At 70.1% G+C, this 26931-nt stretch carries 21 protein-coding genes; 8 read left to right on the top strand and 13 right to left on the bottom strand.

Annotated elements, in window-relative coordinates; translation table 11 throughout:
• Positions 1–17: 17 nt before the first annotated feature.
• The 3 genes from ACIQ7Q_RS18875 to ACIQ7Q_RS18865 are packed head-to-tail and all read right to left on the bottom strand — an operon-like array spanning position 18 to position 3123.
• Positions 18–839, bottom strand: coding sequence for an ABC transporter permease (locus ACIQ7Q_RS18875; RefSeq protein WP_403862836.1), 822 nt, complete (start codon positions 837–839; stop codon positions 18–20).
• The gene (locus ACIQ7Q_RS18870) at positions 836–1810 is read right to left on the bottom strand and encodes an ABC transporter ATP-binding protein (protein ID WP_403863586.1); all 975 of its coding nucleotides are present in this window, start codon (positions 1808–1810) and stop codon (positions 836–838) included. Before ACIQ7Q_RS18870 ends, ACIQ7Q_RS18875 begins: the two co-directional genes overlap by 4 nt.
• A gap of 20 nt (positions 1811–1830) precedes the next feature.
• A complete protein-coding gene (locus tag ACIQ7Q_RS18865; RefSeq protein ID WP_403863583.1) occupies positions 1831–3123 on the bottom strand; it encodes an NYN domain-containing protein in 1293 nt (430 codons plus the stop codon).
• Positions 3124–3356: 233 nt separating this feature from the next.
• On the opposite strand from ACIQ7Q_RS18865, the gene ACIQ7Q_RS18860 reads away from it, so the two are divergent.
• Positions 3357–3527: a hypothetical protein gene (locus ACIQ7Q_RS18860; RefSeq protein ID WP_403862833.1), complete on the top strand. Its 171-nt coding sequence runs from the start codon at positions 3357–3359 to the stop codon at positions 3525–3527.
• Between the two features lie 235 nt (positions 3528–3762).
• On the opposite strand, the gene dnaE is transcribed toward ACIQ7Q_RS18860, so the two are convergent.
• Positions 3763–7302 carry a DNA polymerase III subunit alpha gene (gene dnaE, locus ACIQ7Q_RS18855; protein ID WP_403862830.1) on the bottom strand — a complete coding sequence of 1180 codons (3540 nt, stop codon included), beginning with the start codon at positions 7300–7302 and terminating at the stop codon, positions 3763–3765.
• Positions 7303–7534: 232 nt separating this feature from the next.
• Here dnaE and ACIQ7Q_RS18850 point away from each other — a divergent pair, with 232 nt between their 5' ends.
• The 5 genes from ACIQ7Q_RS18850 (at position 7535) to ACIQ7Q_RS18830 (ending at position 13560) form a co-directional block, all read left to right on the top strand.
• On the top strand, positions 7535–8860 hold the full coding sequence (locus ACIQ7Q_RS18850; protein WP_403862827.1) for a DUF2252 domain-containing protein: 1326 nt from the start codon (positions 7535–7537) through the stop codon (positions 8858–8860).
• 80 nt (positions 8861–8940) lie between these two features.
• Positions 8941–9633 (top strand): hypothetical protein, encoded by a 693-nt coding sequence (locus ACIQ7Q_RS18845; protein ID WP_403862824.1) that lies wholly within the window; start codon positions 8941–8943, stop codon positions 9631–9633.
• Between the two features lie 49 nt (positions 9634–9682).
• Positions 9683–10498, top strand: a complete 816-nt coding sequence (locus tag ACIQ7Q_RS18840; protein WP_403862820.1) for a DsbA family protein — start codon at positions 9683–9685, stop codon at positions 10496–10498.
• Between the two features lie 129 nt (positions 10499–10627).
• The gene (locus tag ACIQ7Q_RS18835) at positions 10628–12274 is read left to right on the top strand and encodes an alkaline phosphatase D family protein (RefSeq protein WP_403862817.1); all 1647 of its coding nucleotides are present in this window, start codon (positions 10628–10630) and stop codon (positions 12272–12274) included.
• A 284-nt stretch (positions 12275–12558) separates the two neighbouring features.
• Entirely contained in the window at positions 12559–13560 is a 1002-nt protein-coding gene (locus tag ACIQ7Q_RS18830) for a zinc metalloprotease (protein WP_403862814.1), read from the top strand.
• A 76-nt stretch (positions 13561–13636) separates the two neighbouring features.
• Here ACIQ7Q_RS18830 and ACIQ7Q_RS18825 read toward each other — a convergent pair whose 3' ends face one another.
• Entirely contained in the window at positions 13637–14206 is a 570-nt protein-coding gene (locus ACIQ7Q_RS18825) for a dienelactone hydrolase family protein (protein ID WP_403862812.1), read from the bottom strand.
• Positions 14207–14251: 45 nt separating this feature from the next.
• Here ACIQ7Q_RS18825 and ACIQ7Q_RS18820 point away from each other — a divergent pair, with 45 nt between their 5' ends.
• The gene (locus tag ACIQ7Q_RS18820; RefSeq protein ID WP_403862809.1) at positions 14252–15430 is read left to right on the top strand and encodes a mechanosensitive ion channel family protein; all 1179 of its coding nucleotides are present in this window, start codon (positions 14252–14254) and stop codon (positions 15428–15430) included.
• A 218-nt stretch (positions 15431–15648) separates the two neighbouring features.
• On the opposite strand, the gene ACIQ7Q_RS18815 is transcribed toward ACIQ7Q_RS18820, so the two are convergent.
• The 5 genes from ACIQ7Q_RS18815 to ACIQ7Q_RS18795 form a co-directional block, all read right to left on the bottom strand.
• On the bottom strand, positions 15649–17235 hold the full coding sequence (locus ACIQ7Q_RS18815) for a Na+/H+ antiporter (RefSeq protein ID WP_403862806.1): 1587 nt from the start codon (positions 17233–17235) through the stop codon (positions 15649–15651).
• Positions 17236–17332: 97 nt separating this feature from the next.
• On the bottom strand, positions 17333–17833 hold the full coding sequence (locus tag ACIQ7Q_RS18810) for a GNAT family N-acetyltransferase (RefSeq protein ID WP_403862804.1): 501 nt from the start codon (positions 17831–17833) through the stop codon (positions 17333–17335).
• Positions 17830–18771, bottom strand: a complete 942-nt coding sequence (locus ACIQ7Q_RS18805; RefSeq protein ID WP_403862801.1) for an RluA family pseudouridine synthase — start codon at positions 18769–18771, stop codon at positions 17830–17832. The genes ACIQ7Q_RS18810 and ACIQ7Q_RS18805 overlap by 4 nt, the downstream gene beginning before the upstream one ends.
• A 17-nt stretch (positions 18772–18788) precedes the next feature.
• Positions 18789–19349: a signal peptidase II gene (gene lspA, locus ACIQ7Q_RS18800; protein ID WP_403862798.1), complete on the bottom strand. Its 561-nt coding sequence runs from the start codon at positions 19347–19349 to the stop codon at positions 18789–18791.
• A gap of 59 nt (positions 19350–19408) precedes the next feature.
• Complete coding sequence (locus ACIQ7Q_RS18795; RefSeq protein WP_403862796.1) at positions 19409–20665, bottom strand: TraR/DksA family transcriptional regulator; 1257 nt, start codon at positions 20663–20665, stop codon at positions 19409–19411.
• Positions 20666–21217: 552 nt separating this feature from the next.
• Between ACIQ7Q_RS18795 and ileS the strand changes: the two genes are divergently transcribed.
• Positions 21218–24355: an isoleucine--tRNA ligase gene (gene ileS, locus ACIQ7Q_RS18790; protein ID WP_403862793.1), complete on the top strand. Its 3138-nt coding sequence runs from the start codon at positions 21218–21220 to the stop codon at positions 24353–24355.
• Positions 24356–24738: 383 nt separating this feature from the next.
• Here the strand turns inward: ileS and ACIQ7Q_RS18785 are convergent, their stop codons facing one another.
• The 3 genes from ACIQ7Q_RS18785 to ACIQ7Q_RS18775 form a co-directional block, all read right to left on the bottom strand.
• On the bottom strand, positions 24739–25842 hold the full coding sequence (locus ACIQ7Q_RS18785) for a DivIVA domain-containing protein (RefSeq protein ID WP_403862790.1): 1104 nt from the start codon (positions 25840–25842) through the stop codon (positions 24739–24741).
• 49 nt (positions 25843–25891) lie between these two features.
• On the bottom strand, positions 25892–26188 hold the full coding sequence (locus tag ACIQ7Q_RS18780) for a YggT family protein (RefSeq protein WP_403862787.1): 297 nt from the start codon (positions 26186–26188) through the stop codon (positions 25892–25894).
• Between the two features lie 70 nt (positions 26189–26258).
• Complete coding sequence (locus ACIQ7Q_RS18775) at positions 26259–26864, bottom strand: cell division protein SepF (protein ID WP_403862784.1); 606 nt, start codon at positions 26862–26864, stop codon at positions 26259–26261.
• Between the last annotated feature and the right edge of the window lie 67 nt (positions 26865–26931).

Here is a 26931-nt window from a genome sequence, read left to right as displayed (position 1 = left end):
CCCGTCCCACCGTCGCCTCATCGGACCGCCGCCCGCCGGTAGGCCCACGTGGCCAGGGCCAGGGAGCAGACCCCGACGGCCGCGCAGACGGTGAGGTCGATTCCGACGGCCGCCCAGTCGGGGTTCGCGTCGAAGGTCCTGGCCATGGCCTCGACGCCGTACGTGGACGGCAGCAGATCACGGGCGTACGAGATCGGCCCCGGCAGCCGCTCGGCCGGCAGGACGCCGAGCAACAGCGCCGCGGACATGCCCAGCTGCCCGAGCAGCGTGGCCAGTTCCTGACGCGGCGCCAGCAGTCCGAGGGCCGCTCCCAGCCCGGCGAGTGCCGCGCCGGCGAGCGGGATCACCGCGGCGAGCACCCACAGATGCGTGAGCGGCAGCTGGAACAGCACACTGCCGGCGACGGCCGTCGCCACCGTGCCGGGCACGGTGAACGAGGCGTACGCCCCTGCCGCGCCGAGGACCACGGCCGCGGGCGGCACGGGCAGTGTCGCGTAGTGGTCGAGGCCTCCCCCGGCCCTGAGCTGGCCGAAGTACTGGGCGAGCAGGTTGAGCGCGACGAAGGCGACGACAAGCACGCTCGCGCCCGCGACAACCGCCCGCGCCTCCGTGCCGCCGTCGACGACGCCCCGCATCAGGACCATGATCCCTATGGACTGGAAGGTCGCCACGAACAGCAGCGGGATGCGGGCGACCCTCGCCCGCGACAGCTGCGCCCGGTACACGGCGGCGAGCGCGGGCAACAGCCGCGCCCGTGGTGCGAGTGGCGCGGGACCTTCCTCGACCACGACGGCTGTGCGTGCCACCGCCCCGGCGGTTTCCGCGGACACGATGCTCACGCCTTGACCAGCCCCTTCGTCGCGTTCCCTCCGAGTGCCAAGTACACGTCCTCCAGGCTCGGCGTGGCCAGCGTGAAGTCGTCGAGCGCCGCGAACGCCGCGCCGCCGGTCACCGCGGCGACAGCCGCCCGTGCCTCCTCCGGCGCGAGCCTGAGGACCCAGCGCCGCCCGGACTGCTGCGCGAAGCCGCAGAGCGCGGCGACCTCCGGCACGTCGAGCGGGGCGCGTTCGCGCCACACCAGCTCGACCCGGACCTCGCCGGCGACGCTTTCCTTCAGCCCGGACGGGGTGTCGCAGGCGATGACCCGGCCGCGGTCGAGGACGGCGACCCGGTCGAGGACGGTCTCGGCCTCGATGACGTTGTGGGTGACGAGCAGCACGGTCGCGCCGCGCTCGGCGCGACGCCGGTCGACGGCCGCCCACACGGCACGCCGCGCGACAGGGTCCATGCCGGTCGTCGGCTCGTCGAGCACGAGCACGGGCCGCTCCCCCACAAGCGTCGTGGCGAAGCAGGCGAGCCGGCGCTGTCCGCCGGAGAGCTTCTTCAGAGGGCGGGCGGCGAGGGCGGCGAGCCCAAGCTCCTCGAGGACGGCGTCCCGTTCGGCGCGCGCTTCTCGTGCCGTCAGCCCGCGCAGCCGTCCGGTGGTCTCCGCGGCGAGGGCCACGGTGAGTTCGTCGAGGGCGGTCGACTCCTGCCCGAGGTAACCGATGAGCCGGGCGGCGCGCTCGGGGTGGCGTACGAGATCATGGCCGAGGACGTGGACGCTGCCCGAGTCGGGGCGCATCAGGCCGGTGAGCTGTCGCACCAGGGTCGATTTGCCCGCGCCGTTCGGTCCGAGCAGGCCGAAGATCTCGCCGCGCCGGACCTCGAGACTGATCCCGTCCGTGGCACGCACCTCGGGTGTCCCCGGCGTCCCGCGTCTGCCGCGCGCGGCGGGGTACGTCTTGACCAGATCCCGCACCACGCACACCGTACTCACAAGGGACGAGACTACGGGGTCCGGCCGCCGCGAATGCCCTCGGGCCCCGACTGCTCCGCCGCCGGCCCGTGCTCCGCGGCCGTCCGTACGTCGATCTCCCGCCAGAATCCGGCCCTGATCGCATAGCGGTCGTGCTCGTCGATCTGGTCGTCCTTGTGCGCCAGAAGTCCGAAACGTGCTGCGTAACGCAGAAGTTCGCCGTCGATGCGGTGCGGGATGCGGGGGTACATGGTGGACAGCTTCTGCACGTGGCCCGTCTCGGGAAGGCGTTCCATCCAGCGCCGGGCGAAGACCTGACCGACCTCGAAAGGGTCACCGCCGACTGTGGTGATGTCCTCCTCGCGGTCGGCCCAGCGCTGCTCGGCGCTGGTGAGCTGCGCGAGGGTCGGCAGCGAGGCGGTCTCCGGCGGCTCGCCCAGCGCCCCGCTGCCGGGCCGTTCGATCCAGCCCTTGTCGGAGGACCAGCGCAGGGTGGCGTTCGCGGGGTGCGGGGACGGGTGCGCGGGGGTCTGCTGTCCCGGCGCGCGCAACCCGGCGAGGTCCTTGGGCGTGGGCACGCCCTTGGTGGCGGCGGGGGCCGGGGCGGGCGCCGCGCCGTTCTCCTCCGGCACGGGCCGTGTCCCGTTGCGTGTGGCTTCGGCGGCACGCTCCTCGGCCGCGGCGAGCGCCGACTCGGGCAGCGGCGCCGACAGGATGGCCGCGATCTCGGGCCGGGGCACGGGCGTCGGCGCGCAGATACCGGTGAGTTCCTTGGCGCGGACGGCCCGGGTGATCCAGACCCGGTCGAGCACCCGACGCTCGTCGGCCTCCGCGACCAGGTCCTCCGACTGGTTGTAGTCGCCGTCGGCGGCCTGCACGGCCCAGAGGTGGACGGCGACGCCGTGTTCCTTGGCGGACATCAGCCCCGGCAGCAGGTCTCCGTCGCCGGTGACCAGCACGACGTCGGAGCAGGCGCGGTTTCTGGCCAGTTCGGTGAGTTCGGCGTGCATCGCCGCGTCGACGCCCTTCTGCGCCCAGCGTCCGTCGCTGCGGGTCAGGGCGCCCAGGCGGACGGTCACCCGGGGCATCACGCGCAACCGGCGGTGCTCCGGCTGGGGAACGCGGTCGGGCGCGCCGTCGAACCAGTAGATACGGAGCAGGGGCCGCTCCGTATCGGCTTCCGCGAGCTCCCTCAGGCCGTGGATGAGGGCGGCGTGGTCGACGGTGATCCGCGACCTGGCCGGCTCTCCGGCGAGAAGGCTGGCGGCGGCACCCAGCAGGTAGCCGGCGTCCACCAGGACGACGCAGCGGTCCACGCGTTCCACCCTCTTTCGGGAGCTCATCGGGGGTCGGGATCGGGGATTGTTCCGGGTTTCCTTCGAGTCTGCCCGACCACGGGAGGGTTAACGGCCGGAACTCGATCATCGGCGTGGCGGATCGAGCCGCGGGGCACGGGGTGCCCCCGACTACGGTGCGCAATGATCCAAAATGCGGCGGTATTTTACGTATGTGAGTCTGGTCGCGGCCCTGGCCCCTACACCCCACAGGAGGCACCACCATGGCCAAGAACAAGAAGCCGCAGCGTGAGCAGAAGTCCTCGCCGGCCGAGCGCGGCTCGCAGGAGGCGAAGAGCTCGTCCCTCGAGGCGCAGGCCGAACAGCGGGCGCAGTCGGTGACGCCGTCCGATATAGCCCACAAGGGCCGGCAGAAGCGCTTCGGCCACAACTGAGCGGACCGCGCCGGACCGCATTGACGCGTAACGCCAGAAGGGGCGCTCCCGTGACGACGGGAGCGCCCCTTCTGCGTGCGGCGGGCGCGTGAGCGGGCGGCCGGCGCGTGCGGCGGGTGCGTGAGCGGGCGGCCGGCGCGTGCGGCGGGTGCGTGAGCGGGCGGCCGGCGGGTGCGTGAGCGGGCGGCGGGCGCGTGCGTGAGCGGGCGGGGGCGCGTGCGTCAGGCGGGGCCGGTCAGCCCGCCAGGCAGGACGGGCCGAGCAGGACCTTGAGGTCGCCGAAGAGCGCGGGGTCCGGCTGGACGCGATGCCGGTCGAGCCGGAGCACCGTGGTCTTGCGGGGGCCCTGGAGCTTGATCCGCACCTCGGTGTTGCCCTTGTGGTGGCTGAGGATCTCGCCGAGGCGGGTGACCATCGGCGGGGTGACCTTGACGGTCGGGATGGTCACGACCACCGGGGCGTTGGTGCCGGCGGACGACAGGTCGGGGACCATCAGCTCCATCGCCACCAGCCGCGGGATGTCCTCACGCTTGTCGAGCCGTCCCTTGACGAAGACCACCGTGTCCTCGACGAGCTGCGTCGACACCAGCTGGTACGTCGCCGGGAAGAACATGCACTCGATAGAGCCGGCCAGGTCCTCGACGGTGGCGATGGCCCAGGCGTTGCCCTGCTTGGTCATCTTGCGCTGCAGACCGGAGATGATGCCGCCGATGGTGACGACCGCGCCGTCCGCGTGCTCACCGCCGGTGAGCTGGGAGATGGCAGCGTCCGCCTTGTCCGACAGGACGTGCTCGATACCGAAGAGCGGGTGGTCGGAGACGTACAGTCCGAGCATCTCGCGCTCCTGCGCGAGGAGATACGACTTGTCCCATTCGACGTCGGAGAACTCGACGTCGAGCCCGAAGCCCGGCTCGTCGTTCTCCTCCTCGCCCATGCCGCCGAAGAGGTCGAACTGGCCCTCCGCCTCCTTGCGCTTGACGGCCACCACGTTGTCGATCATCGGCTCGTGGTGGGCGACCAGGCCCTTGCGGGTGTGGCCCATCTCGTCGAAGGCACCGGCCTTGATGAGGGACTCGATGGTCCGCTTGTTGCAGACGACGGCCTCGACCTTGTCGAGGAAGTCGGGGAAGGAACTGTACTTCCCCTTCGCCTTGCGCGACTTGATGATCGACTCGACCACGTTCTGGCCGACGTTGCGCACGGCGGTGAGGCCGAAGAGGATCACGTCGTCGCCCTGTGCGGCGAAGTTCGACATGGACTCGTTCACATTGGGCGGCAGCACCTTGATGCCCATGCGGCGACACTCGTTCAGATAGACGGCCGACTTGTCCTTGTCGTCCTTGACCGAAGTGAGCAGCGCCGCCATGTACTCGGCGGGGTGGTTCGCCTTGAGGTACGCCGTCCAGTAGGAGACGAGGCCGTAGGCGGCGGAGTGCGCCTTGTTGAACGCGTATCCGGCGAAGGGGACCAGCACGTCCCACAGGGCCTGGATGGCCTCGTCGCTGTAGCCCTTCTCCCGGGCGCCCTTCTGGAAGAGGACGAAGTTCTTCGCCAGCTCGTCGGGCTTCTTCTTGCCCATGACGCGGCGCAGGATGTCGGCTTCGCCGAGCGAGTACCCCGCGATGATCTGGGCGGCCTTCTGGACCTGCTCCTGGTAGACGATCAGGCCGTAGGTGACCGCGAGGACCTCCTCGAGCGGCTCCTCCAGCTCGGGGTGGATCGGCGTGATCTCCTGCTGCTTGTTCTTGCGCAGCGCGTAGTTCGTGTGGGAGTTCATTCCCATCGGGCCCGGGCGGTAGAGCGCGGACACGGCGGAGATGTCTTCGAAGTTGTCGGGCTTCATCAGCCGCAGCAGGGACCGCATGGGTCCGCCGTCGAACTGGAAGACACCGAGGGTGTCGCCGCGCTGGAGCAGCTCGAAGGTCTTGGGGTCGTCGAGCGGGAGGGAGAGCATCTCCAGGTCGATGCCCTTGTTGGACTTCACCATCTTGATGGCGTCGTCCATGATCGTGAGGTTGCGCAGGCCGAGGAAGTCCATCTTCAGCAGCCCGAGCGACTCGCACTGCGGGTAGTCCCACTGGGTGATGGTCACACCGTCGGTGTGCCTGACCCACACGGGGACATGCTCGGTGATGGTCTCGCTGGACATGATCACGCCGGCGGCGTGCACGCCCATCTGCCGGACCAGGCCCTCGACACCCTTGGCGGTGTCGATGACCTTCTTCACATCCGGTTCGTTCTCGTACATCCCGCGGATCTCGCCGGCCTCGCTGTAGCGCGGGTGCGAGGGGTCGGTGATGCCGTTGAGGTCGATGCCCTTGCCGAGGACATCGGCGGGCATGGCCTTGGTGAGCCGGTCTCCCATCGCGTACGGGTAGCCGAGGACGCGGGCGGAGTCCTTGATGGCGTTCTTCGCCTTGATCTTGCCGTAGGTGCCGATCATGGCGACCTTGTCGGCGCCGTACTTCTCCGTCACGTACCTGATCACCTCGACGCGCCTGCGCTCGTCGAAGTCGATGTCGACATCGGGCATGGAGACGCGCTCGGGATTGAGGAACCGCTCGAAGATCAGGCCGTGCGGGATGGGGTCGAGGTCGGTGATGCCCATGGCGTACGCGACGATCGAACCGGCCGCGGAGCCTCGGCCGGGGCCGACCGCGATGCCCTGGTTCTTGGCCCACATGATGAAGTCGGCGACGACGAGGAAGTACCCCGGGAACCCCATCTGGATGATGACGTCCATCTCGTACTCGACCTGCTTCTGGCGGTCCTCGGGAATGCCGCCGGGGTAGCGGCGCTCCATGCCGCGCCGCACTTCCTCCTTGAACCAGGTGACCTCGGTGTGGCCCTCGGGGATGTCGAACTTCGGCATGAGGTCGCGCTTCTCGAACATGCCGGCGGTGTCGACCTGCTGGGCCACCAGCAGGGTGTTGCGGCAGCCCTCCTGCCAGGCGTCCGAGGAGTCGATCGCGTACATCTCGTCGGTCGACTTCAGGTAGTAACCGGTGCCGTCGAACTTGAAGCGGTCGGGGTCGGAGAGGTTCTTTCCGGTCTGGATGCACAGCAGCGCGTCGTGGGCGGTCGCCTCGTGCGCGTACGTGTAGTGGGAGTCGTTGGTCACCAGGGGCGGAATGCCCAGCTTCTTGCCGATCTCCAGCAGCCCGTCGCGGACGCGGCGCTCGATCTCGATGCCGTGGTCCATCAGCTCCAGGAAGTACCGGTCCTTGCCGAAGATGTCCTGGTACTCGGAGGCGGACTTCAGGGCCTCGTCGAACTGGCCGAGGCGCAGCCTGGTCTGCAGCTCGCCGGAGGGGCAGCCGGTGGAGGCGATCAGCCCTTCCGACCACTTGGAGATGGTCTCCTTGTCCATCCGAGGCCACTTCTGCAGCCAGCCCTCCGCGTACGCGTCGGAGGAGAGGCGGAACAGGTTGTGCAGGCCGGACGCGTTCGCCGCCCAGATGGTCTTGTGGGTGTAGCCGCCGGAGCCGGAGACGTCGTCCCGCTTCTGGTGCGGCTGGCCCCACTGGATCTTGCGCTTGTTCCGCCGGGACTCGGGCGCGACATAGGCCTCGATGCCGATGATCGGAGTCACTCCGGCCTTCTTCGCGGAGTGGAAGAAGTCGTACGCCCCGTGGAGGTTGCCGTGGTCCGACATGGCGATGTGCGACATGCCCATCTCGTTGCACGCATCGAACATGTCCTTGAGCCGCGCGGCACCGTCCAGCAGCGAGTACTGGGTGTGTACGTGAAGGTGCGTGAAGGGCGGCTTGGTCACGGCGGCGGGCCTCCGAAGAACAGTGGGCGCCAGGCTGCGGGCAGTCTGGGGGACAGCGTGGAAGTCTACGTCGCCGCACTGACACCCCGGGGGAAAACCACCTGGCGTCGCCCCTCGAGGAGGCGGCTGCCGGGGCGCCGGGCGGGGGCCGGGCGGGCACTCCCGCGTACCTTCGTGCGTTGGAGGGTGCGGAAATACTGTCCCGCATGCACGCACCAGGAGGCACCCCCCGATGCCGGTCCCGCAGCACACCGCCGAGCAGCGCGGCGAGGAGATCCTCGCCGTATTCGAGACCGCCTTCGGCGAGCTCCTGGCGGCCGACCCGGCCGCCTTCCGGGTCAAGTTCCGCAAGATGGCGGCGTCGGCGTTCGCCTTCTACCGGGGCACGGCGTGCCTGTTCTACAAGGACCTGGAGCAGGAGCAGCACGGCGGGCCGTTCCTCGACGAGCGGACCGGCCGGGTGTGGATCCACGGCGATCTCCACGCGGAGAACTTCGGCACGTACATGGACGCCAACGGCCGGCTGATCTTCAATGTCAACGACTTCGACGAGGCCTATGTCGGCCCCTTCACCTGGGACCTCAAGCGGCTGGCCGCCTCGCTGGCCCTGATCGGCTACACCAAGGCGCTGAGCGACGACCAGATCACCGAGCTGGTGCGGATCTGCGCCGCCGCGTACCGGGAGCGCATCCACGCCCTGGCGACCGGCGCCAAGAACGACGAGGTGCCGCCGTTCACCCTCGACACCGCGGACGGACCGCTGCTCGGCGCCCTGCGCGTCGCCCGCTCGCTGACCCGGTTCTCGCTGCTGGACTCGATGACGGAGATCCGTGACTTCGAGCGCCGGTTCGCCTGGGGCGGCGGTTCGATCGAGCTGGACGCGGCCACCCGGTACAAGGTGCTGGCCGCCTTCGACGGCTATCTGGAGACGCTGCCCGACTCGAGCCTGACCCGCCCGGACTCCTACCGGGTCAAGGACGTCGTGGGCCGCCGCGGCATCGGCATCGGCTCGGCCGGCCTGCCTTCGTACAACATCCTGCTGGAGGGCAACAGCGACGCCCTCGAGAACGATGTGGTGATCTACATGAAGCAGGCGCAGACCCCTGCTGTCTCCCGGCACATCACCGACCCCGAGGTGCGCGGTTACTTTCAGCACGAGGGTCACCGCACGGTGATCTCCCAGCGCGCCCTCCAGGCCCATGCCGACCCGTGGCTCGGCTGGACCGAGCTGGACAACTCCGGTCAACTGGTCGCCGAGATCTCGCCGTACGCGGTGGATCTGGACTGGTCCGACATCGACGACACGGAGGAGATCGCGGCGGTCGTCGCCGACCTCGGCCGGGCGACGGCGACGATGCACTCGGCGGCGGACGACGAGAGCGGCCACTCGCTCGTGCCCTTCTCCACGGAGCGGGCCATCGACGCGGCCATCGCGGCGGACGAGGAGGGCTTCGGCGACCTGCTGGTCGACTTCGCGCACAGCTACGGCGCCAGGGCGCGCGCCGACCACCAGATCTTCGTCGACCTGTTCCGCAACGGTCGGATCCCGGGCCTTTAGGCGACGGCCGGAACCCTCCTCGAGAGGCCTGGGGACCTCTTTAAGAGCCTCTTAAGAAACGCATGACACACTCGGCGACGATGGACACGTCCGGGACGCGGCTCAGAGCGCTGCGGGCAGCGATCTTCACGGCACTGGTCGTGACGCTGTCCGCCGCCGCCCATGTGCTGCTCTCCCGCGCTCCCCTGCCGCTGGCCACCGTCGCCGCCCTCGCCGCCGCGGTCTTCGCCGTCGCCTTCGCGCTGGCGTGCCGCGAGCGGGGGTTCTGGCGCATCGCCGGACTGCTGATCCCGCTGGAGCTTGCCGCGGACACGGTCTTCACCACCGGCCAGCACGTCTGTTACGGCCCAGCGGGCGGACCGGTCGCCGGTTCGCTGCGGTCGTTCGGCTTCGACCTGCTCTGCGGAGGCGGCGAGGTCGGCTCAGCACTGCCGGGTGTTCCCGCGCCCGCCGACCAGCAGGGGCTCGCGGCCCTGCTCAGCACCCCCGACCCCGCCCAGCCCTGGCTGCTGCTCGCCGTCCATGTGGCGGTCGGCCTGATCGCGGCGGCATGGCTGCGTCGCGGTGAGTCGGCTCTGGCGGCACTGGTGCGCGCGGTGGGCACGTTCGCTTTCCGGCCGCTGCTCCTGGCGGTCGCCGCGGTGCACACCCCCGGGCCCCGTCGCCGGGCACGGTTCCCGGAGCAGTACGCGCCCCGCTCTTCCCGTACCCGTCTGCTGGTGCACTCCGTGGGACGGAGGGGACCGCCGCTTTCGGTCGCGCTCTGCGCCTGAACAGCAAGTCCCCTTCCCTTTTTTACGTCCCCGCACGGAGTGAATGATCATGAGCAATCGCAACAGCCAGGCCAACAAGGCGGCGGCACGCGAGCGGATGCGCCAGGAGCGCGAGCGTCAGGCCAAGAAGGACAAGGTCCGCCGGCAGCTGGTCGTCATCGGTTCGGTGATCGTGGTGCTCGCGGTCGCCGGCGGTGTCGGTTACGGCATCATGCAGGCGAACAAGCCGGGCCACTGGGAATCGGTGGCCAAGGAGTCGAACGTCACCGCGCCGAAGAACACCGAGGGCAAGAACGGCACGACCGTTGTCGTCGGCAAGGACAGCGCGAAGAAGACCCTGGAGCTGTACGAGGACTCGCGCTGCCCGGTCTGCGCGACCTTCGAGCAGGCGGTCGGCGAGACGGTCGACAAGGACGTCGAGGCCGGCAAGTACAGGATCAAGTACGTCGGCGCCACCTTCATCGACAACGCCACCAACGGCGAGGGCTCCAAGAACGCGCTCAGCGCGCTCGGCGCGGCCCTGAACGTGAGCCCCGACGCCTTCCTCGCGTACAAGTCGGCGCTGTACTCCGCCGAGTTCCACCCCGAGGAGAACGACGACAAGTTCGCCAAGGACTCCTACCTCCTCGAGGTCGCCGACGCGGTCCCCGCCCTCAAGAGCAACGCCGAGTTCAAGAAGAACGTCGAGGACGGTACGTTCGACGCCTGGGCGATGAAGATGTCGGAGACGTTCGACAAGAGCGGCGTCCAGGGCACGCCGACGCTGATGATGGACGGCAAGAAGGTCACCGCGGAGGGCAGCGACAACGCGCCCATGACGGTGAAGGAGTTCACCACGGCGATCGACAAGGCGCTCAAGGGCTGATCGCCGCCCTCCGGTCGGCCGCCGCCGGCGGTCAGGACGGCAACACTCAGGTGGACCGCTTCGAATGGGCGGGCGAACTTTCCCGGTTCGCCCGCCCATTCGGCGTACTGGTCAGTAGTCTGATCGGCCGTGACCAGTCGATTCTCCTCAACTCCCAGTCGCCGCACGGTCGTCAGAGCCGCTGCCGCCACCGCCGTCGCCGCACCCGTTCTCGGCTCCCTCGTCTCCCCCGCCACAGCGGCGGACCAGGGCCCCGCCTTCCTCCACGGCACCGCCTCGGGCGACCCGTTGCCCGACGGCGTACTCCTGTGGACCCGCGTCACCCCGAGCACCGACGCGATACCCGGCTCCGGCAGGGGTGCCGACACCGACGTCGCCTGGGAGGTCGCGGAGGACCGGGGGTTCGCCCGGGTCGTCGCACGCGGCACCACCACCTCGAAGGCGGCCTCCGACCACACCGTCAAGGTGGACGTGCGCGGCCTGCGCCCCGGGACCTCCTACTTCTACCGCTTCACCGCGGGCGTCGCCGTCTCCCCCGTCGCACGCACCCGCACCGCGCCCGCCCCGGACGCGGCCGCGCCCGGGGTGCGCTTCGGCGTGGTGTCGTGCGCCAACTGGGAGTCCGGCTGGTTCTCCGCCTACCGTCACCTGGCGGCCCGTACGGATCTCGACGCGGTCCTGCATCTCGGCGACTACATATACGAGTACGCGACCGGCGGGTACCCCGCGGAGGAGTACGCCGTACGGCAGCACGAGCCGCGGCACGAGATCGTGACGCTCGCCGACTACCGGCTCCGGCACGCCACTTACAAGACGGACCCCGACCTGCAGGCGATGCACGCCGCGCACCCCGTGATCGCGATATGGGACGACCACGAGTTCGCCAACGACGCCTGGGCGGGCGGCGCGGAGAACCACACACCCGGCGCCGAGGGAGAGTGGGCGGCCAGGGCCGCCGCGGCCAAACAGGCGTACTTCGAGTGGATGCCCGTCCGCGCCTCGACCGAGGGCACCGTCTACCGCAGGCTCCGCTTCGGCAGCCTGGCCGACTTGCACCTGCTGGACCTGCGGTCGTTCCGTTCCCAGCAGACGGGCATAGGCAACGGCGACGTCGACGACCCGGACCGCTCGCTCACCGGGCGAGCGCAGCTGGACTGGCTGAAGGCGGGGCTCTCGGCCTCGGACGCGTCGTGGCAGCTGGTCGGCACCTCGGTGATGATCTCGCCGGTGGCCTTCGGCTCGCTTCCCGCCCATCTGCTGGCGCCGCTGGCCGAATTGATGGGTCTGCCCAAGGAGGGGCTTGCCGTCAACATCGACCAGTGGGACGGCTACACGGACGACCGCAAGGAGCTGCTGACGCATCTGACGCAGCGCGGTATCGAGAACACGGTCTTCCTCACCGGCGACATCCACATGGCGTGGGCGAACGACGTCCCGGCCAAGGCGGCGACGTACCCGCTCTCTCGCTCCGCCGCCACGGAGTTCGTGGTGACGTCGGTGAGCTCCGACAACCTGGACGACATCCTCCATGTGGCGCCGGGGACCGTCTCGCTGGTCGCGTCGGCGGCCGTGCGTGCGGCCAACCGCCATGTGAAGTGGGTGGACATGGACGGGCACGGCTACGGCGTGCTGGACGTCACCGCCGAGCGCTCGCAGATGGACTACTACACGATCTCCGACCGGACGAAGCAGGACGCAACGTCCACGTGGTCCCGCTCCTACCGGACGCTCAGTGGAACGCAGAAGGTCGAGCGCGTGAACCAGCCGGTGCGCTAGGGGTGATTTCCAGCCACTCGCCACACTGTTAACAGGAGATCACATCGCTACGACGGGTGGCGTGTTCCGCACCATGAATGCGGACACACCACCCGTCGTCGTCAGTGCTCTCGTTACTGGCTGATCTCACACCCCGGACATGACCGAAACCTTTCTTCCCGATGTCCGCAATCGCCCCTGGATTGATTGGGCCTGAAGAGTCCTCATCAAGATCTGACATGCACCCGTAATCTCCCCGCGGTGGCCAGGAAAGGCCCTTTCACAACCCCCCGCGAGGAGACGTAATGCGCGCTCTTGCCCGTATATCCCCCCGACTGCGCCACCGTGCAGTCGGTACGGCGATCATGGCCGGAACCCTGGCCCTCGCCCCGCTCTCCGCTCCCGGCAGCGTCGCCGCCGCCACATCGTCCGCGGCACCGGCGTCTTCCACCGCGGAGCACTGCGGGGAGGACACCCACGCGCACGCCGCCGCACGTGAGACACGTCCCGGCGCCGGTCACGCCCACGAGCCCAACGAGATCTCCGAGGCCAAGGCCAAGGCCATGGACGCGGACCTGAAGAAGAGACTGGACGCCGCCCGTAGGAGCGGCCCAGAAATCCAGGCCGCCGCCGCGACCAGCATCCCGGTCTACTTCCACGTCATCCACGACGGCGAGACCGGCAAGCTCTCCAGCGCCCAGATCAACAGCCAGCTCGCGGTGCTCAACGCGGCCTACGCCGGCCAGGGCACCGGAAACGTCGACTCCGGCTTCCAGTTCACGCTGGCCGGCACCGACTACACCGACAACGCCTCCTGGTACAACCTGTCCTCGGGCTCCACCGCCGAGAAGCAGATGAAGTCCACGCTGCGCAAGGGCGACGCGGGCGCGCTCAACTTCTACACGGCCAATCTCGGCGGCGGCCTGCTCGGGTGGGCGACCTTCCCGTCCTCCTACAACTCCAGCCCGTCCATGGACGGTGTGGTGGTCCTCGACACCTCGCTCCCCGGCGGCTCCGCCACCAACTACGACGAGGGCGACACCGCCACTCACGAGGTCGGCCACTGGATGGGCCTCTACCACACCTTCCAGGGCGGCTGTAACGGCAACGGCGACTACGTGACCGACACCCCCGCCGAGAAGAGCCCCGCATACGCCTGCCCGACCGGCCGTGACACCTGCGCCAACAAGACCGGTGCGGACCCGATCCACAACTTCATGGACTACACGTACGACGCCTGCATGTACCAGTTCACCTCGGGCCAGGTGCAGCGGATGAAGGACCACTGGGCGGCCTACCGCGGCTGACCGGGCCGCCAGGGACTCCCGTCGCCCGGCGCGCCACGAGCGTGCCGGGCGGTTCCGTCCGCCGCCCCGCTGCCGCTCAGAGTGAGTCGAGGAACCCGAGCGCCGTCCGCCAGGTCTGCTCGGCCGCTTCCTCGTCGTAGTCCGGCAGTTCGGGGTCGGTGTAGAGATGCCCGGCACCCGGGTAACGGTGGACCTCCACGTCCGCGCCCGCCTGCTGCATCTGCAGGTACCAGGTGTTCAGCCAGTCGTCGGGCTCGAAGGGGTCGGGGCTGGCGACGTGCAACTGCACGGGCAGATCGTCCGCCCGCGCGCCCTCCGCCATGTCGGAGGTGCCGTGCAGAAGCAGCAGCCCGCGCGCCTTCTCGTCGCCGAGCGCCAGATTCTGCGCGACCGCGCCGCCGAGCGAGAACCCGGCGTAGACAAGGCCCTCATCGGAAAGGGGCGCTGCGGCGTGGATCGCCCGCCGCAGCAATTCGTCCGTGCCGACAGCCTCCCTGAGCTCCCTGCCCTCCTCCACGCTCTCGGCGGTTTGCCCGTCGAACAGGTCGGGCACGCGAACCTCGTGCCCGGCGGCACGCAGCCGGTCCGCGGCGGCGTGCACCGCCGGACGCAGACCGAAGGTCGAATGGAAAAGGATGACGTTCATCCGGCCATCCTGCCAGCCGCCTTCGCCATCAGGAGTTACGGAGACATGGAGAACGCCTTGCGCCCGTTGGCCGTCATCGGTGGAGCGGTCCTGCTCACACTGGTTCTCGGCTGGGCTGTCGACCGTCTGCTGCGCCGCGCGGACGAACACCACCCCGAGACCCCGCTGTGGGGCATGCTGCGCCGATGCCGCCTGCCGCTGCAGGTCGTACTGCTCGGGGCGCTGCTGCGAGCCGGCTACCGCGAGACGCACTGGTCGCTCGTCCAGCGCCACCAATCCGGCATCGGCCATGTGCTCTCGCTGGTGCTGATCGGCGCGAGCGCATGGCTGGTGACGCGGATCGTCTCCGCGGTCGTCGAGTCGTCCTACGCCCGCTACGCGTCCTCGACCCGCGATCCCGCCCGGGTCCGCCGGGTGCGGACCCAGATCACCCTGATCGTGCGGATCGTCACGGCGGTCGTCGTGGTGGTGGCGGCCGCGGCGATGCTGCTGACATTCCCCGGGATGGAGAAGTTCGGCGCCTCGATGCTGGCCTCCGCGGGCATCATCGGCATCGTCGCCGGTGTCGCCGCGCAGTCCACGCTCGGAAACCTCTTCGCCGGCTTCCAGATCGCCTTCGGCGACATGGTCCGCATCGGCGACACGGTGGTGGTGGACGGCGAGTGGGGCGTCGTCGAGGAGGTCACGCTGACGTTCCTGGCCGTCCGCACCTGGGACGAGCGCCGCATCACCATGCCTGTGTCGTACTTCACGAGCAAGCCGTTCGAGAACTGGTCGCGCGGCGGGGCCCAGATGACCGGGACGGTCTTCTTCCACCTGGACCACTCGGCGCCGGTCGCACTGATGCGCGAGAGGCTGCAGGAGATCCTCGGCGAGTGCAAGGCCTGGGACGGCAGGGACTGGAGTCTCGCCGTCACCGACACGACGCCCAGCACGATCGAGGTGCGCGTGGTCGTGACCGCGAAGGACGCGGACGACATCTGGACGGCCCGCTGCGTCGTGCGGGAGCAGATGATCGCCTGGCTGTGCGAGAAGCATCCGTACGCGCTGCCGCGGATCGCGACGTCGGCCGCGTCGCTGCCGCCGGACGGCCAGTGGCCGGACCGCGCGGCGGCCGGCCGCGACCGGCCGCTGCGCGCGGAGGAGATCCACAGCAACAACGCGGGCGACTATGCGCTGGACGGCGAGCCGTCCTCGAAGCCCCCACGTACGGGCCGTGGCTGACGGGCCGCTGCGCGGGGCTCCGCGCGGTGTCCTCACTCTCCCCCTACGGCCTGGCGGCCGTGGGAGGTGCCCCCGCACGGGCTGAAGTTGCCCGGCGACTTCAGCCCCGCCGGCGACCCCGGCCCGGGGTCCGGGGTCGGAGACCCCGGTTCGGGAAGGGGCGGGGTGGGGTGGGGTGGGGAACAGCACCGCGCAGCGGGCCCCGCCCCGGTCAGGCCTCACCGCAGGCTGCGCACATCCAAGTGCCGCAGCACCCGGTCCACGACCTCCGGATCCGCCCCCGGCTCACTGCGCGCCGCCAGCACCTCGTGCCGCGCCGCCGACATCATCTCCCGCTGGATGCGCTGGACCGTCCGCATCCGGTCCGCCCGCTTGGCGAACCACTCCCGCCGCTCGTCGTCCACGATCTCGGGGCTGATGCGCGCCCCCATCTCGTACGCACCGCGCAGCAGCCGCTCGCTGACGTCCTCCGGCAGTTGCTCCACCTCCTCGATCTCCCGCAGCCGGCGCTTGGCCGCCTTCGCCACCCGGATCGCCAGGTCGCGCTCCAGCTGCCGCTCCGTGTCCGTGTCCGCCTGCACCCCGAGCCGCTTCACCAGCCAGGGCAGGGTCAGGCCTTGCACGACGAGCGTGGCCAGGATGACGGAGAAGGCGATGAAGATGATCTCCTCCCGGCCCGGGAAACCGGCGCCGTCCTGCGTCTTCAGCGGAATGGCGAGGGCCAGCGCGACGGATGCCACGCCCCGCATCCCCGACCACCACATGACGACGGTCTCGCGCCAGCTGACGGGGATCTCCTCGTCGATGTCGCGCAGGGTGTGGAGTCGCTTGGCGAGCCAGGTCGCGGGCAGCAGCCAGAGCAGCCGTACGCCGACCACGACCGCGACGACCGCCGCGCCCCAGCCGAGCATCTGCCACTCCCGCCCGTCCGCCGTGCCGAAGACGTTGTGCAGTTCGAGACCGATGAGCCCGAACGCGACCCCGGTGACGAGGGTGTCGACGATCTGCCAGAAGGTGTTGCCCGCCAGGCGTCCCATCACGTCGTCGGCGTCGGCTCCGTGTTCCGCGAGGAAGAGCGCGGTGACGAGGACGGCGAGGACGCCGGAGCCCTTCAGCTCCTCGGCCAGCACATAGCTGACGAACGGCACCATCAGCGTGAGCCCGATCTGCAGGGTCGCGTCGCCGAGCATGCCCATCAGCTTGTTGGAGAGCCAGCCCAGAGCGAGTCCAACGGCCAGCGCGACGACCGCGGACAGCACGAGCTCACCCCCGGCGACGGGCCACGAGAACGTGCCGGTCACGGCGGCCGCGATGGCCACGTGGTACAGCACGATGGCCGTGACGTCGTTGAAGAGGCCCTCGCCCTCGAGGATGGAGACCAGTCGGCGCGGCAGCCCCAGCGGCCCTGCGACCGCGGTCGCCGCGACCGGGTCGGGCGGGGCCACCAGCGCGCCCAGGGCGACCGCGGCGGCGATCGGCAGACCGGGCACGACGGCGTGCGCGACGGCGGCCACCGCCGCGGTCGTCACGAACACGAGGGCGACGGCGAGCAGCAGAATCGGCCGGACGTTGGCCGTGAACTGCCGCCAGGAGGTGCGCTGCACGGCCGCGTACAGCAGCGGCGGCAGCAGCAGCGGCAGAATGAACTCGGGCGGCACCTCGACGTTCGGCACGAAGGGCAGGAAGGCGAGGACGATCCCCGCCAGCGTCATCAGCACCGGCGGGGGCAGCCCCAGCCGCTGTCCGAACGGTACGGTCACCACGGCTCCGAGCAACAGCGCGAAGAGCAGCGCCAATTGGTCCACGGTGTGCCCTCCGGCGGTGCGAAACCCCGACGATCAAGGCTTCAACTGTGCCACGCGGGCCGCCGGAACAGGCCCTGGCACCCGTCCCGCTGCTTCGTCAGGAAGCGCGGAGCGGCCGCCGCATGGCCAGGTGGGCAATGCCCGCGTCCAGGAACTCCACGCCGTACGCCGTGTATCCGAGCCGCTCGTAGAAGCCTCGGGCGTGGGTCTGCGAGTGAAGGTCGACGGCGGCCAGGCCCCGCTCCCGTGCCGCGCCCTCGATCGCCCGGACCAGCGCCACGCCCACGCCGAGGCCGCGCGCCGACTTGGTCACCGCGAGCCGGCCGAGCGAGCCGACCGTGGGGTCGCCGCCGGTCCTGCCGGCCGCGGCCGGTCCGTGCAGCAGCCGGCCGGTGCCGAGCGCCCGGCCGTCCGCCCCGACCGCCAGGACGTGCACGGTGTCCGCGTCCTCCGCGTCATAGGCGTCGTACTCGATGTCCTCCGGCACCCGCTGCTCGGCGACGAAGACCTCCTTGCGGACCGCGAAGCACGCCTCACGGTCGTCGGGGCCGACGGCGACGCGCACGGTGACGCCGGTCGTCCGCTCCGCGGTGCTCACGAGCTCTCCGCCGCAATCCGGTCCAGCGCCTGCTGCAGATCGTCCGGGTAGGTGCTCTCGAACTGCACCCACTGCCCGTCCGAAGGGTGCTCGAAGCCCAGCCGTACCGCGTGCAGCCACTGGCGGGTCAGGCCGAGGCGCTTCGCCATCGTCGGGTCCGCGCCGTACGTCAGGTCGCCCACGCACGGGTGGCGGTGCGCCGACATGTGTACCCGGATCTGGTGGGTTCGGCCGGTCTCCAGCTTGATGTCGAGCAGCGACGCCGCCCGGAACGCCTCGAGCAGGTCGTAGTGCGTGACCGACGGCTTGCCCTCCGCGGTGACCGCCCACTTGTAGTCGAGGCTGGGGTGCCGGCCGATCGGCGCGTCGATCGTGCCGCTCATCGGATCGGGGTGGCCCTGCACCAGCGCGTGGTAGCGCTTGTCGACGACGCGGTCACGGAACTGCTGCTTCAGCAGGGTGTACGCCCGCTCCGACTTGGCGACGACCATCAGCCCTGACGTGCCCACGTCCAGGCGGTGCACGATGCCCTGCCGCTCGGAGGCCCCCGAGGTGGAGATCCGGTAGCCCGCCGCCGCGAGCCCGCCGATGACGGTGGTGCCGGTCCAGCCGGGGCTCGGATGCGCGGCCACGCCGACGGGCTTGGCGATCACGACGATGTCGTCGTCGTCGTGCACGATCTCCATGCCCTCGACCGGCTCGGCGACGATCTGCACGGGGGCGGGTGCCTGCGGCATCTCGACCTCGAGCCAGGCGCCGCCGTGCACGCGTTCCGATTTGCCGACGACCGAGCCGTCGACCTGCACCTTCCCGGCAGCGGCAAGCTCGGCCGCCTTCGTACGGGAGAACCCGAACATCCGGGAGATGGCGGCGTCGACGCGCTCGCCCTCCAGGCCGTCGGGTACGGGCAGGGTGCGGATCTCGGGAATCGTACTCACCCGTCGAGTATGCCTTGTCAGTCCTTGTGGACTGTCCCGTCGGGGTCGAGGCCCTTGAAGGAGAGCAGCACGATGAGGATGCCGCCGCACACGATCGCGGAGTCCGCGAGGTTGAACACGGCGAAGTGCGCGGGCGCGATGAAGTCGACGACCGCGCCCTCGAAGACGCCGGGCGAGCGGAAGATCCGGTCCGTGAGGTTGCCGAGCGCCCCACCGAGCAGCAGACCGAGGGCGATGGCCCAGGGAGTGCTGTAGAGCTTGCGGGCCAGGCGCACGATCACGACGATCACGGTCGCCGCGATGAAGGTGAAGATGATCGTGAAGGCCTCGCCCATGCCGAACGCGGCGCCCGGGTTCCGAACCGCCTCGAACTTCAGCAGATCACCGATGATCTCGATCGGCTCGTGGTGCTCCAGCTTGGCCACCACGAGCATCTTGCTGCCGAGGTCGAGGACGTAGGCCACGAGCGCCACCGCGAACAGCATCGCGATCTTGCGTGTGCCTTTCGGCTGCTCGGCGGGCGCCGCAGCCTCGTCGTCAACATCCGGCGTACCGATGATGCGCTCCGCCTCTGCCACGTGAGTCCCTCAACCTAGGTGCCTGACTGAGGACGAGGGTACGGCAAGCCTCCGCCAGGTCAGCCCCTGCGTTCCTGCTTCTGCTTGCACTCGACACACAGGGTCGCGCGCGGGAACGCCTGCATGCGGGCCTTGCCGATCGGGTTGCCGCAGCTCTCGCAGAGGCCGTACGTCCCGGTGTCCAGCCGCTGCAGCGCCCGCTCGGTCTGCTCGAGCATCTCCCGGCCGTTGGCAGCGAGCGCCATCTCGTGCTCGCGGGTGATGTTCTTCGCCCCGGTGTCCGCCTCGTCGTCGCCGGCGCCGTCTCCGGAGTCCCGCATCAGCCCGGCCAGCGCCGCCTCCGAGGAGGTGATCTCGTCGGTCAGCCGGGTCGCCTCGCCCGCGAGCTCGGCCCTGGCCGCGTCGACCTCTTCCTGCGTCCATGGGTCCTCGCCGGGCCGGACCGCCAGCTCACCCGGCGGTGTCGCGGCCGCTGTACGGGCCGTCGACACCGCCACCGCGCTCCCGCCTGCGGCTGATGCCCTGCCCGCGGTCTTCTTCGCTGCCACCGTCCTGGCTCCTGTCTGCTTCGCGGCCACTGCCGCCCCCTCGGCGGCGAGCTCGCCGGCCGCGGTTCTCCTGGCGGTCGACTTGTCGACGACCTCCCTGTCGACCTGCCCCGGCGCCACCACATCGGCCTCGGGGACGGGCTTCTTCACGGCCTTGCGGGCCGTGGTCTTCCGGACGGACTTCCCGGCCGTCTTCGTTGCCGCCTTCCTCTCCACCGGGGCGCGCTGTTTCCCCTTGCCTGCGCCGGCCTTCTTTGCCGCGGCCTCGGTGACAGCCGCCGCCTTCTTGGCGGCGCGGCCGGTGACGGCCGTTGTCGCCTCTTCGGACTCGGTGACGACCGTCTCGTCGACCATGGCCATGCCTCCCGGCTTGGTCTGCTTGCGTGCCACCCGGTCGGACGCGGCCTTCGTGGACGCCGGCGCACCTGCGGCCGCCTTCTTGGCCGCCGCCTTGGTGGCGGCCGCCTTCTTGGAAACGGCCTTCCCTCTCGGGGCTTCGACGTCGGACACATCCTTGGCCGCGGCCTTCTTGCGAGCCGGAGTCTCCTTGGTGGCCGAGGTTCCCCTACCGGAGGTCCGGGACCTGCCCGCCGCTCCCTTGTCGACCGCGTCCACGGTGGCCGACGCCTGTTTCCGCGCCGGCTTCGTGGCGGCGGACCTGCTCGTGGCCTTCCGGGGTGTGGTCGTCGAGGCGGGCTTCCGCTCAGTCGCTTCCGCAGTGGCGGCACGCGCGGACGCCGTCTTCTCGGCAGTCTTCTTCGCCACCATGGCCGCGGCCCCTTCACATATTGTGATCTTGCTCGCGAATCGTGCTGGGACGATAAATCGACCCCAGCGCCGCGGCAACGGGGCACGCCGCCGGTCGGACCCGTCCCGGGCTGCGAGAAGTCGAACCTGCATCCGTTGTGCCCAGCTCCCCGCCGAGTAATCCGCCCTCTGTGCCGCACCACACCCCGGCCGCGCCCTGTGTGGCCATTCGGGTCAACGGCTGCACGGGGCAAAACCGGTCGGCCTCTCCCCGTACGGGCCCTTACACTGGGCGCAGCGAAAGGCGTGGATGGGGACCAGTAGCGTCGTACGCAGCCATGAGCGACCCGGGGACGGTGAGAGCCCGGGGGCGAGCGCGGCGTGAAGCATCACCCCGGAGCCGCCGGAAGAAAGCCGCGGAGATCCGCGGCCGGTAGAACCGGCGTCGCGACCTCAATGAGGGGGCGGTGTCCTGTGCACCGCCAAGGAGGGTGGTACCGCGGGAGCCGCGCAGCGTCGGCGCTCTCGTCCCTCCGACGGACCGACGAACAGTTCCGCCGGAGGAGACCGCCGATGACGCCGCCGCAGTACCGTCAGGTACCCGCCCAGGTAGACCTGCCCGCGCTCGAGCACGCAGTGCTCGACTTCTGGCGCGAGAGCAAGATCTTCGCCAAGAGCCTGGATCAGTCCGAGGGCCGCCCCGAGTGGGTGTTCTACGAGGGACCGCCCACGGCGAACGGCATGCCCGGCGCGCACCACATCGAGGCCCGCGTCTTCAAGGACGTGTTCCCTCGCTTCCGCACGATGCGCGGATACCACGTGGGCCGCAAGGCCGGCTGGGACTGCCACGGTCTGCCGGTCGAGCTCGCCGTCGAGAAGGAGCTCGGCTTCTCCGGCAAGAAGGACATCGAGGAATACGGCATCGCCGAGTTCAACGCCAAGTGCCGCGAGTCGGTGACCCGGCACACGGACGCGTTCGCCGAGCTGACGACGCGCATGGGGTACTGGACCGACCTGGACGACCCGTACCGCACGATGGACCCGGACTACATCCAGTCGGTGTGGTGGTCGCTGAAGGAGATCTTCAACAAGGGCCTGTTGGTCCAGGACCACCGCGTCGCCCCTTGGTGCCCGCGCTGCGGCACCGGCCTGTCGGACCACGAGCTCGCCCAGGGCTACGAGACGGTCGTCGACCCGTCCGTCTTCGTGCGCTTCCCGCTGACGAGCGGCCCACTGGCCGGCGAGGCGGCGCTGCTGGTGTGGACGACGACTCCGTGGACCCTGGTGTCCAACACCGCGGTCGCCGCGCACCCGTCGGTCACCTACGTCGTCGCGACGAACGGCGAGGAGAAGCTGGTCGTCGCCGAGCCGCTGCTGGAGAAGGCGCTCGGCGAGGGCTGGGAGGCCACGGGAACCACGTTCACCGGTGCGGAGATGGAGCGCTGGACCTACCAGCGCCCGTTCGAGCTGGTCGAGTTCCCGGCCGAGGCGCACTACGTCGTCAACGCCGACTACGTGACCACCGAGGACGGTACGGGCCTGGTCCACCAGTCCCCCGCCTTCGGTGAGGACGACCTCAAGGTCTGCCGCTCCTACGGCCTGCCCGTCGTCAATCCGGTACGCCCCGACGGGACCTTCGAGGAGGACGTCCCGCTGGTCGGCGGCGTCTTCTTCAAGAAGGCCGACGAGGCGCTGACCGCAGACCTCCAGGCGCGCGGTCTGCTCTTCAGGCACATCCCGTACGAGCACAGCTATCCGCATTGCTGGCGCTGTCACACCGCGCTGCTGTACTACGCGCAGCCGTCCTGGTACATCCGCACCACCGCGGTCAAGGACCGGCTGCTCGCGGAGAACGAGGCCACCAACTGGTTCCCCGACTCGGTCAAGCAGGGCCGGTACGGCGACTGGCTCAACAACAACATCGACTGGGCGCTCTCCCGCAACCGGTACTGGGGCACCCCGCTGCCGATCTGGCGCTGCGAGGAGAACCACCTCACCTGCGTGGGCTCGCTCGCCGAGCTGACGGAGCTGACCGGCACCGACCAGTCGGCTCTCGACCCGCACCGCCCGTTCATCGACGAGGTCACCTTCGCCTGCCCGCAGTGCTCCGGCACCGCGACGCGTGTGCCGGAGGTCATCGACGCCTGGTACGACTCGGGCTCGATGCCGTTCGCGCAGTGGGGCTACCCGTACAAGAACAAGGAGATCTTCGAGAAGCGCTACCCCGCGCAGTTCATCTCGGAGGCGATCGACCAGACCCGCGGCTGGTTCTACACGCTGATGGCCGTCGGCACGCTGGTCTTCGACAAGTCCTCGTACGAGAACGTGGTCTGCCTCGGCCACATCCTCGCCGAGGACGGCCGCAAGATGTCCAAGCACCTGGGCAACATCCTTCAGCCCATCCCACTGATGGACCAGCACGGCGCGGACGCGGTGCGCTGGTTCATGGCAGCAGGCGGCTCCCCGTGGGCGGCACGGCGCGTGGGGCACGGCACCATCCAGGAAGTCGTGCGCAAGACGCTACTGACGTACTGGAACACGGTCGCCTTCCAGGCCCTGTACGCCCGTACGTCCGGCTGGGCCCCCTCGGCGTCCGACCCGGCGCCGGCCGAGCGCACGGTCCTGGACCGCTGGCTGCTCTCCGAGCTGCACGCGCTCGTGGACCAGGTCACGCAGGCCATGGAGGCGTACGACACCCAGCGCGCCGGCAAGCTGCTCTCCGCCTTCGTCGACGACCTGTCGAACTGGTACGTGCGCCGCTCGCGCCGCCGCTTCTGGCAGGGCGACGCGGCGGCGCTGCGGACGCTGCACGACGTGGTCGAGACGGTCACACGGCTGATGGCCCCGCTGACCCCGTTCATCACCGAACGGGTCTGGCAGGACCTGGTCGTGCCCGTGGCGCCGGACGCCCCGGAGTCCGTCCACCTGTCCTCCTGGCCGGTGCCCGACCTGGACGCGATCGACCCGACGCTCTCGTCGCAGATGGCGCTGGTGCGCCGCCTGGTCGAGCTGGGACGCGCGACGCGTGCGGAGTCCGGCGTCAAGACCCGTCAGCCGCTGTCGCGGGCACTGGTGGCCGCGTCCGGGTTCTCCGCGCTCTCGGAGGAGCTCCAGACGCAGATCACGGAGGAGCTGAACGTCTCCTCGCTCGCCTCGCTCTCGGAGGTCGGCGGCTCGCTCGTCGACACGACCGCGAAGGCGAACTTCCGTGCGCTCGGCAAGCGCTTCGGCAAGGGCGTCCAGGACGTGGCGAAGGCGGTCGCGGCCGCCGATGCCGCGGCGCTCTCCCTGGCGCTGCGCTCGGGCGAGGCGTCGCTCGAGGTCAACGGCGAGACGATCACGCTGTCGCCGGAGGAGGTCATCATCACGGAGACCCCGCGCGAGGGCTGGTCCGTGGCATCCGACTCGGGCGCGACGGTCGCACTGGACCTCGAGATCACGCCGGAGCTGCGGCGGGCCGGTCTGGCCCGTGACGCGATCCGCCTGATCCAGGAGGCCCGCAAGAACAGCGGCCTCGACGTCGCCGACCGGATCGCGCTCCGCTGGTCCTCGACGGACCCGGAGGTGACGTCGGCCCTCACGGACCACGCGTCCCTGATCGCGGACGAGGTCCTGGCGACGGACTTCGCGAACGGCGAGGCGGACGGCTCGTACGGCGACCCGTTCACGGACGAAGGCCTGTTCCTGACCTTCCGCCTCCGCAAGGCATAACGGCACTCCCCCGCCCGCCCCGGGCCCGGCCACCCAGGTGGCCGGGCCCGGTCGCTTTCCCCCACTTCTCCCCTTCCCGTAACCGGGGGCCGCACCGGGCCCCCGCGCCGGGGTCGCCGGCGAGGCTGAAGTTGCCGGGCAACGTCAGCCCGTTCCGGCGCTTGAGGACACCGCGCGAAGCGCGGTACCGGGTCCGGGCGGAGCCCGGTTACGGGAAGGGGCGGGGTGGGGCAAAAGCCCCGCAGGCCACGCCCGCCCACGCCGACGCGCCATGCCCTGCCCTGCCCACGCCCACGCAAAAGGCCGGGCCCGGAGTGCATTTCGCACCCCGGGCCCGGCCCCGCAGTCTGCCGACGGCTACGCGCGCTTCGCGCGCATCCCCGTCAGTTGTCGTCCTCGTCGATCAGGAAGCCCCGCATCGGCGACGGCGCCTGCTGCATCGGCTGCGGCGCCTGCGGCCGCACCGGCGCCATCGGCTGGGTCATCGCCGGTGACATCTGCTGCTGGCCGCCGTACGACGGGCCGCCCTGCGAGGGGCCGCCGTGGCCGCCCATCGTCTGGCCGCCGCCGTAGGACGGGGCGCTCGCGCCGGCCGGAGCCATGGAAGGCGCCGGGGACGGCGGCAGCGACGCGGCTGCCGGCGTGCGCGGCGGGGCCAGGGAGTCGTCCGCCTGGGTCTCCAGCTGACGCAGCTGGCTCTCCAGGTAGGACTTCAGCCTGGTCCGGTACTCGCGCTCGAAGCCCCGCAGGTCCTCGACCTTGCGCTCCAGCGTGGCGCGCGCGGACTCGAGGGAGCCCATCGCGACGCGGTGCTTCTCCTGGGCGTCCCGCTCGAGGGCGTCGGCCTTGGCGCGGGCGTCCCGCTCCAGGCCCTCGGCGCGCGAGCGCGCCTCGCCGACGATCTTGTTGGCCTCGGAACGGGCCTCCGCGATCGCCTGGTCCGCGGTCTGCTGGGCAAGGGACAGAACGCGCGCGGCGCTGTCACCGCCGGGACCCTGACCCATCGGACCGGGACCCTGCGGGCCACCGTGGCCGCCCATGGGGCCACCCATCGGGCCGCCCATCGGGCCCCCCATCGGGCCACCCTGCATCGGGCCGGGGCCCATCGGGCCGCCCTGAGGGCCACCGTGGCTCGGACCGGCCGGCAGCTGCGGCGCACCACCGGGCAGCTGGGGCGGACCCATCTGCGGGGGCTGCTGCTGGACCGGCGGTCCGGATATGGCGGCGGGGACGGGGGCACCGGGACCGCCCGGGCCGCGGCCGTCCTGCGGCTCCGGAGGTTTACGCATGCCCTGCTGCTGGTTCTGGGCGGCCGCACGGGTCGCCGCGGCCAGCTTCGCGCGCAGGTCCTCGTTCTCACGGAGCAGACGGGTCAGCTCGGACTCGACCTCGTCGAGGAAGGCATCGACCTCGTCCTCGTCATAGCCTTCTCGGAGGCGGACGGTCGTGAACTGCTTGTTCCGCACGTCCTCGGGAGTCAGCGGCATCTCTTCTTCACCTCTACGTAGTCGTCGGCAGTCGGCAGGACCGTATCGCTCACATCGAGTTCCCCACTCCACGAACGATGGAGATCAGGATGTAGACGATGATCATCAGAACGAAGAAGGACAGGTCGAGTGCCACGCCCCCGAGACGCAACGGCGGGATGACTCGCCGCAGAAGCTTGAGCGGTGGATCGGTGACAGTGTAGGTGGCCTCCAGAACGACCACCATCGCCTTGCCGGGTTGCCATGAACGGGCGAACTGAAAGACGTAGTCCATGACGAGCCGGAAGATCAGGACGACAAGGAAGCACATCAGCGCGATGTAGACCACCTGTAGTGCGACGCTCATCCCGCGCTTCCCTCTCCCCTGGATCCCATCTCAGCCGGCCCTACGGCCGGGTCGTTCCCGGTGTCGTTTCTCAGCTCTGGTTGAAGAACCCGCCCTCTGCGATGCGGGCCTTGTCTTCCGCCGTGACATCGACGTTAGCAGGCGACAACAGGAACACCTTCTGCGTCACTCGCTCAATGCTGCCATGGAGACCGAAGACGAGTCCCGCGGCAAAGTCGACAAGTCGCTTCGCATCGGTGTCGTCCATCTCCGTGAGGTTCATGATCACCGGGGTGCCCTCGCGGAAGTGTTCCCCGATGGTACGGGCCTCGTTGTAGGTCCGCGGATGCAGTGTGGTGATGCGGTAGGGCTCCCGCTCGGACACGACCTTGGGCATGATCACCGGTGCGTTCTTCTCCATGCTCGGGCGTTCAGGTGTGATGGATGCCACGGGGGCGATTCGTGCCGGACGGCCACTGTCGACAGGCAGGGCGACCGGCTCACGCGGGGCGGGCGGCGCCGGCACTCGCACCGGCTCCTCGCGCTCCATCTGGCGGGGGGGCTGGTGCCGCCGGTGATCCCGCTCGGGCTCCGGCTCGGGTTCGAAGTCGTCATCGGGGTCGAAGCCCCGGCCGTCGTACCCATCGTCCTCCACGAGGCCGAGGTAGACCGCCATCTTGCGCATCGCGCCGGCCATTCTCTGAGTCCTCCGCTCTGTGGTGGATCGGCATTCGTCACCAAGTGCCCGCGATCCACTCGGTCTG

It is taken from the genome of Streptomyces sp. NPDC096176 (genome assembly GCF_044763255.1).
Classification (GTDB): domain Bacteria; phylum Actinomycetota; class Actinomycetes; order Streptomycetales; family Streptomycetaceae; genus Streptomyces.
Note: the sequence above shows the minus strand (reverse complement) of the source record. Positions and strands in the feature narration are given on the sequence as shown.

Excerpts from the sequence above, each read along its gene's own strand:
- ACIQ7Q_RS18820 (WP_403862809.1), top strand. The coding sequence starts at position 14,252 with ATGGAGAACGCCTTGCGCCCGTTGGCCGTCATCGGTGGAGCGGTCCTG.
- ileS (WP_403862793.1), top strand. The coding sequence starts at position 21,218 with ATGACGCCGCCGCAGTACCGTCAGGTACCCGCCCAGGTAGACCTGCCC.
- ACIQ7Q_RS18785 (WP_403862790.1), bottom strand. The coding sequence starts at position 25,842 with ATGCCGCTGACTCCCGAGGACGTGCGGAACAAGCAGTTCACGACCGTC.
- ACIQ7Q_RS18775 (WP_403862784.1), bottom strand. The coding sequence starts at position 26,864 with ATGGCCGGCGCGATGCGCAAGATGGCGGTCTACCTCGGCCTCGTGGAG.
- ACIQ7Q_RS18780 (WP_403862787.1), bottom strand. The coding sequence starts at position 26,188 with ATGAGCGTCGCACTACAGGTGGTCTACATCGCGCTGATGTGCTTCCTT.
- ACIQ7Q_RS18825 (WP_403862812.1), bottom strand. The coding sequence starts at position 14,206 with ATGAACGTCATCCTTTTCCATTCGACCTTCGGTCTGCGTCCGGCGGTG.
- ACIQ7Q_RS18830 (WP_403862814.1), top strand. The coding sequence starts at position 12,559 with ATGCGCGCTCTTGCCCGTATATCCCCCCGACTGCGCCACCGTGCAGTC.
- ACIQ7Q_RS18845 (WP_403862824.1), top strand. The coding sequence starts at position 8,941 with ATGGACACGTCCGGGACGCGGCTCAGAGCGCTGCGGGCAGCGATCTTC.
- ACIQ7Q_RS18840 (WP_403862820.1), top strand. The coding sequence starts at position 9,683 with ATGAGCAATCGCAACAGCCAGGCCAACAAGGCGGCGGCACGCGAGCGG.
- ACIQ7Q_RS18795 (WP_403862796.1), bottom strand. The coding sequence starts at position 20,665 with ATGGTGGCGAAGAAGACTGCCGAGAAGACGGCGTCCGCGCGTGCCGCC.
- ACIQ7Q_RS18860 (WP_403862833.1), top strand. The coding sequence starts at position 3,357 with ATGGCCAAGAACAAGAAGCCGCAGCGTGAGCAGAAGTCCTCGCCGGCC.
- ACIQ7Q_RS18850 (WP_403862827.1), top strand. The coding sequence starts at position 7,535 with ATGCCGGTCCCGCAGCACACCGCCGAGCAGCGCGGCGAGGAGATCCTC.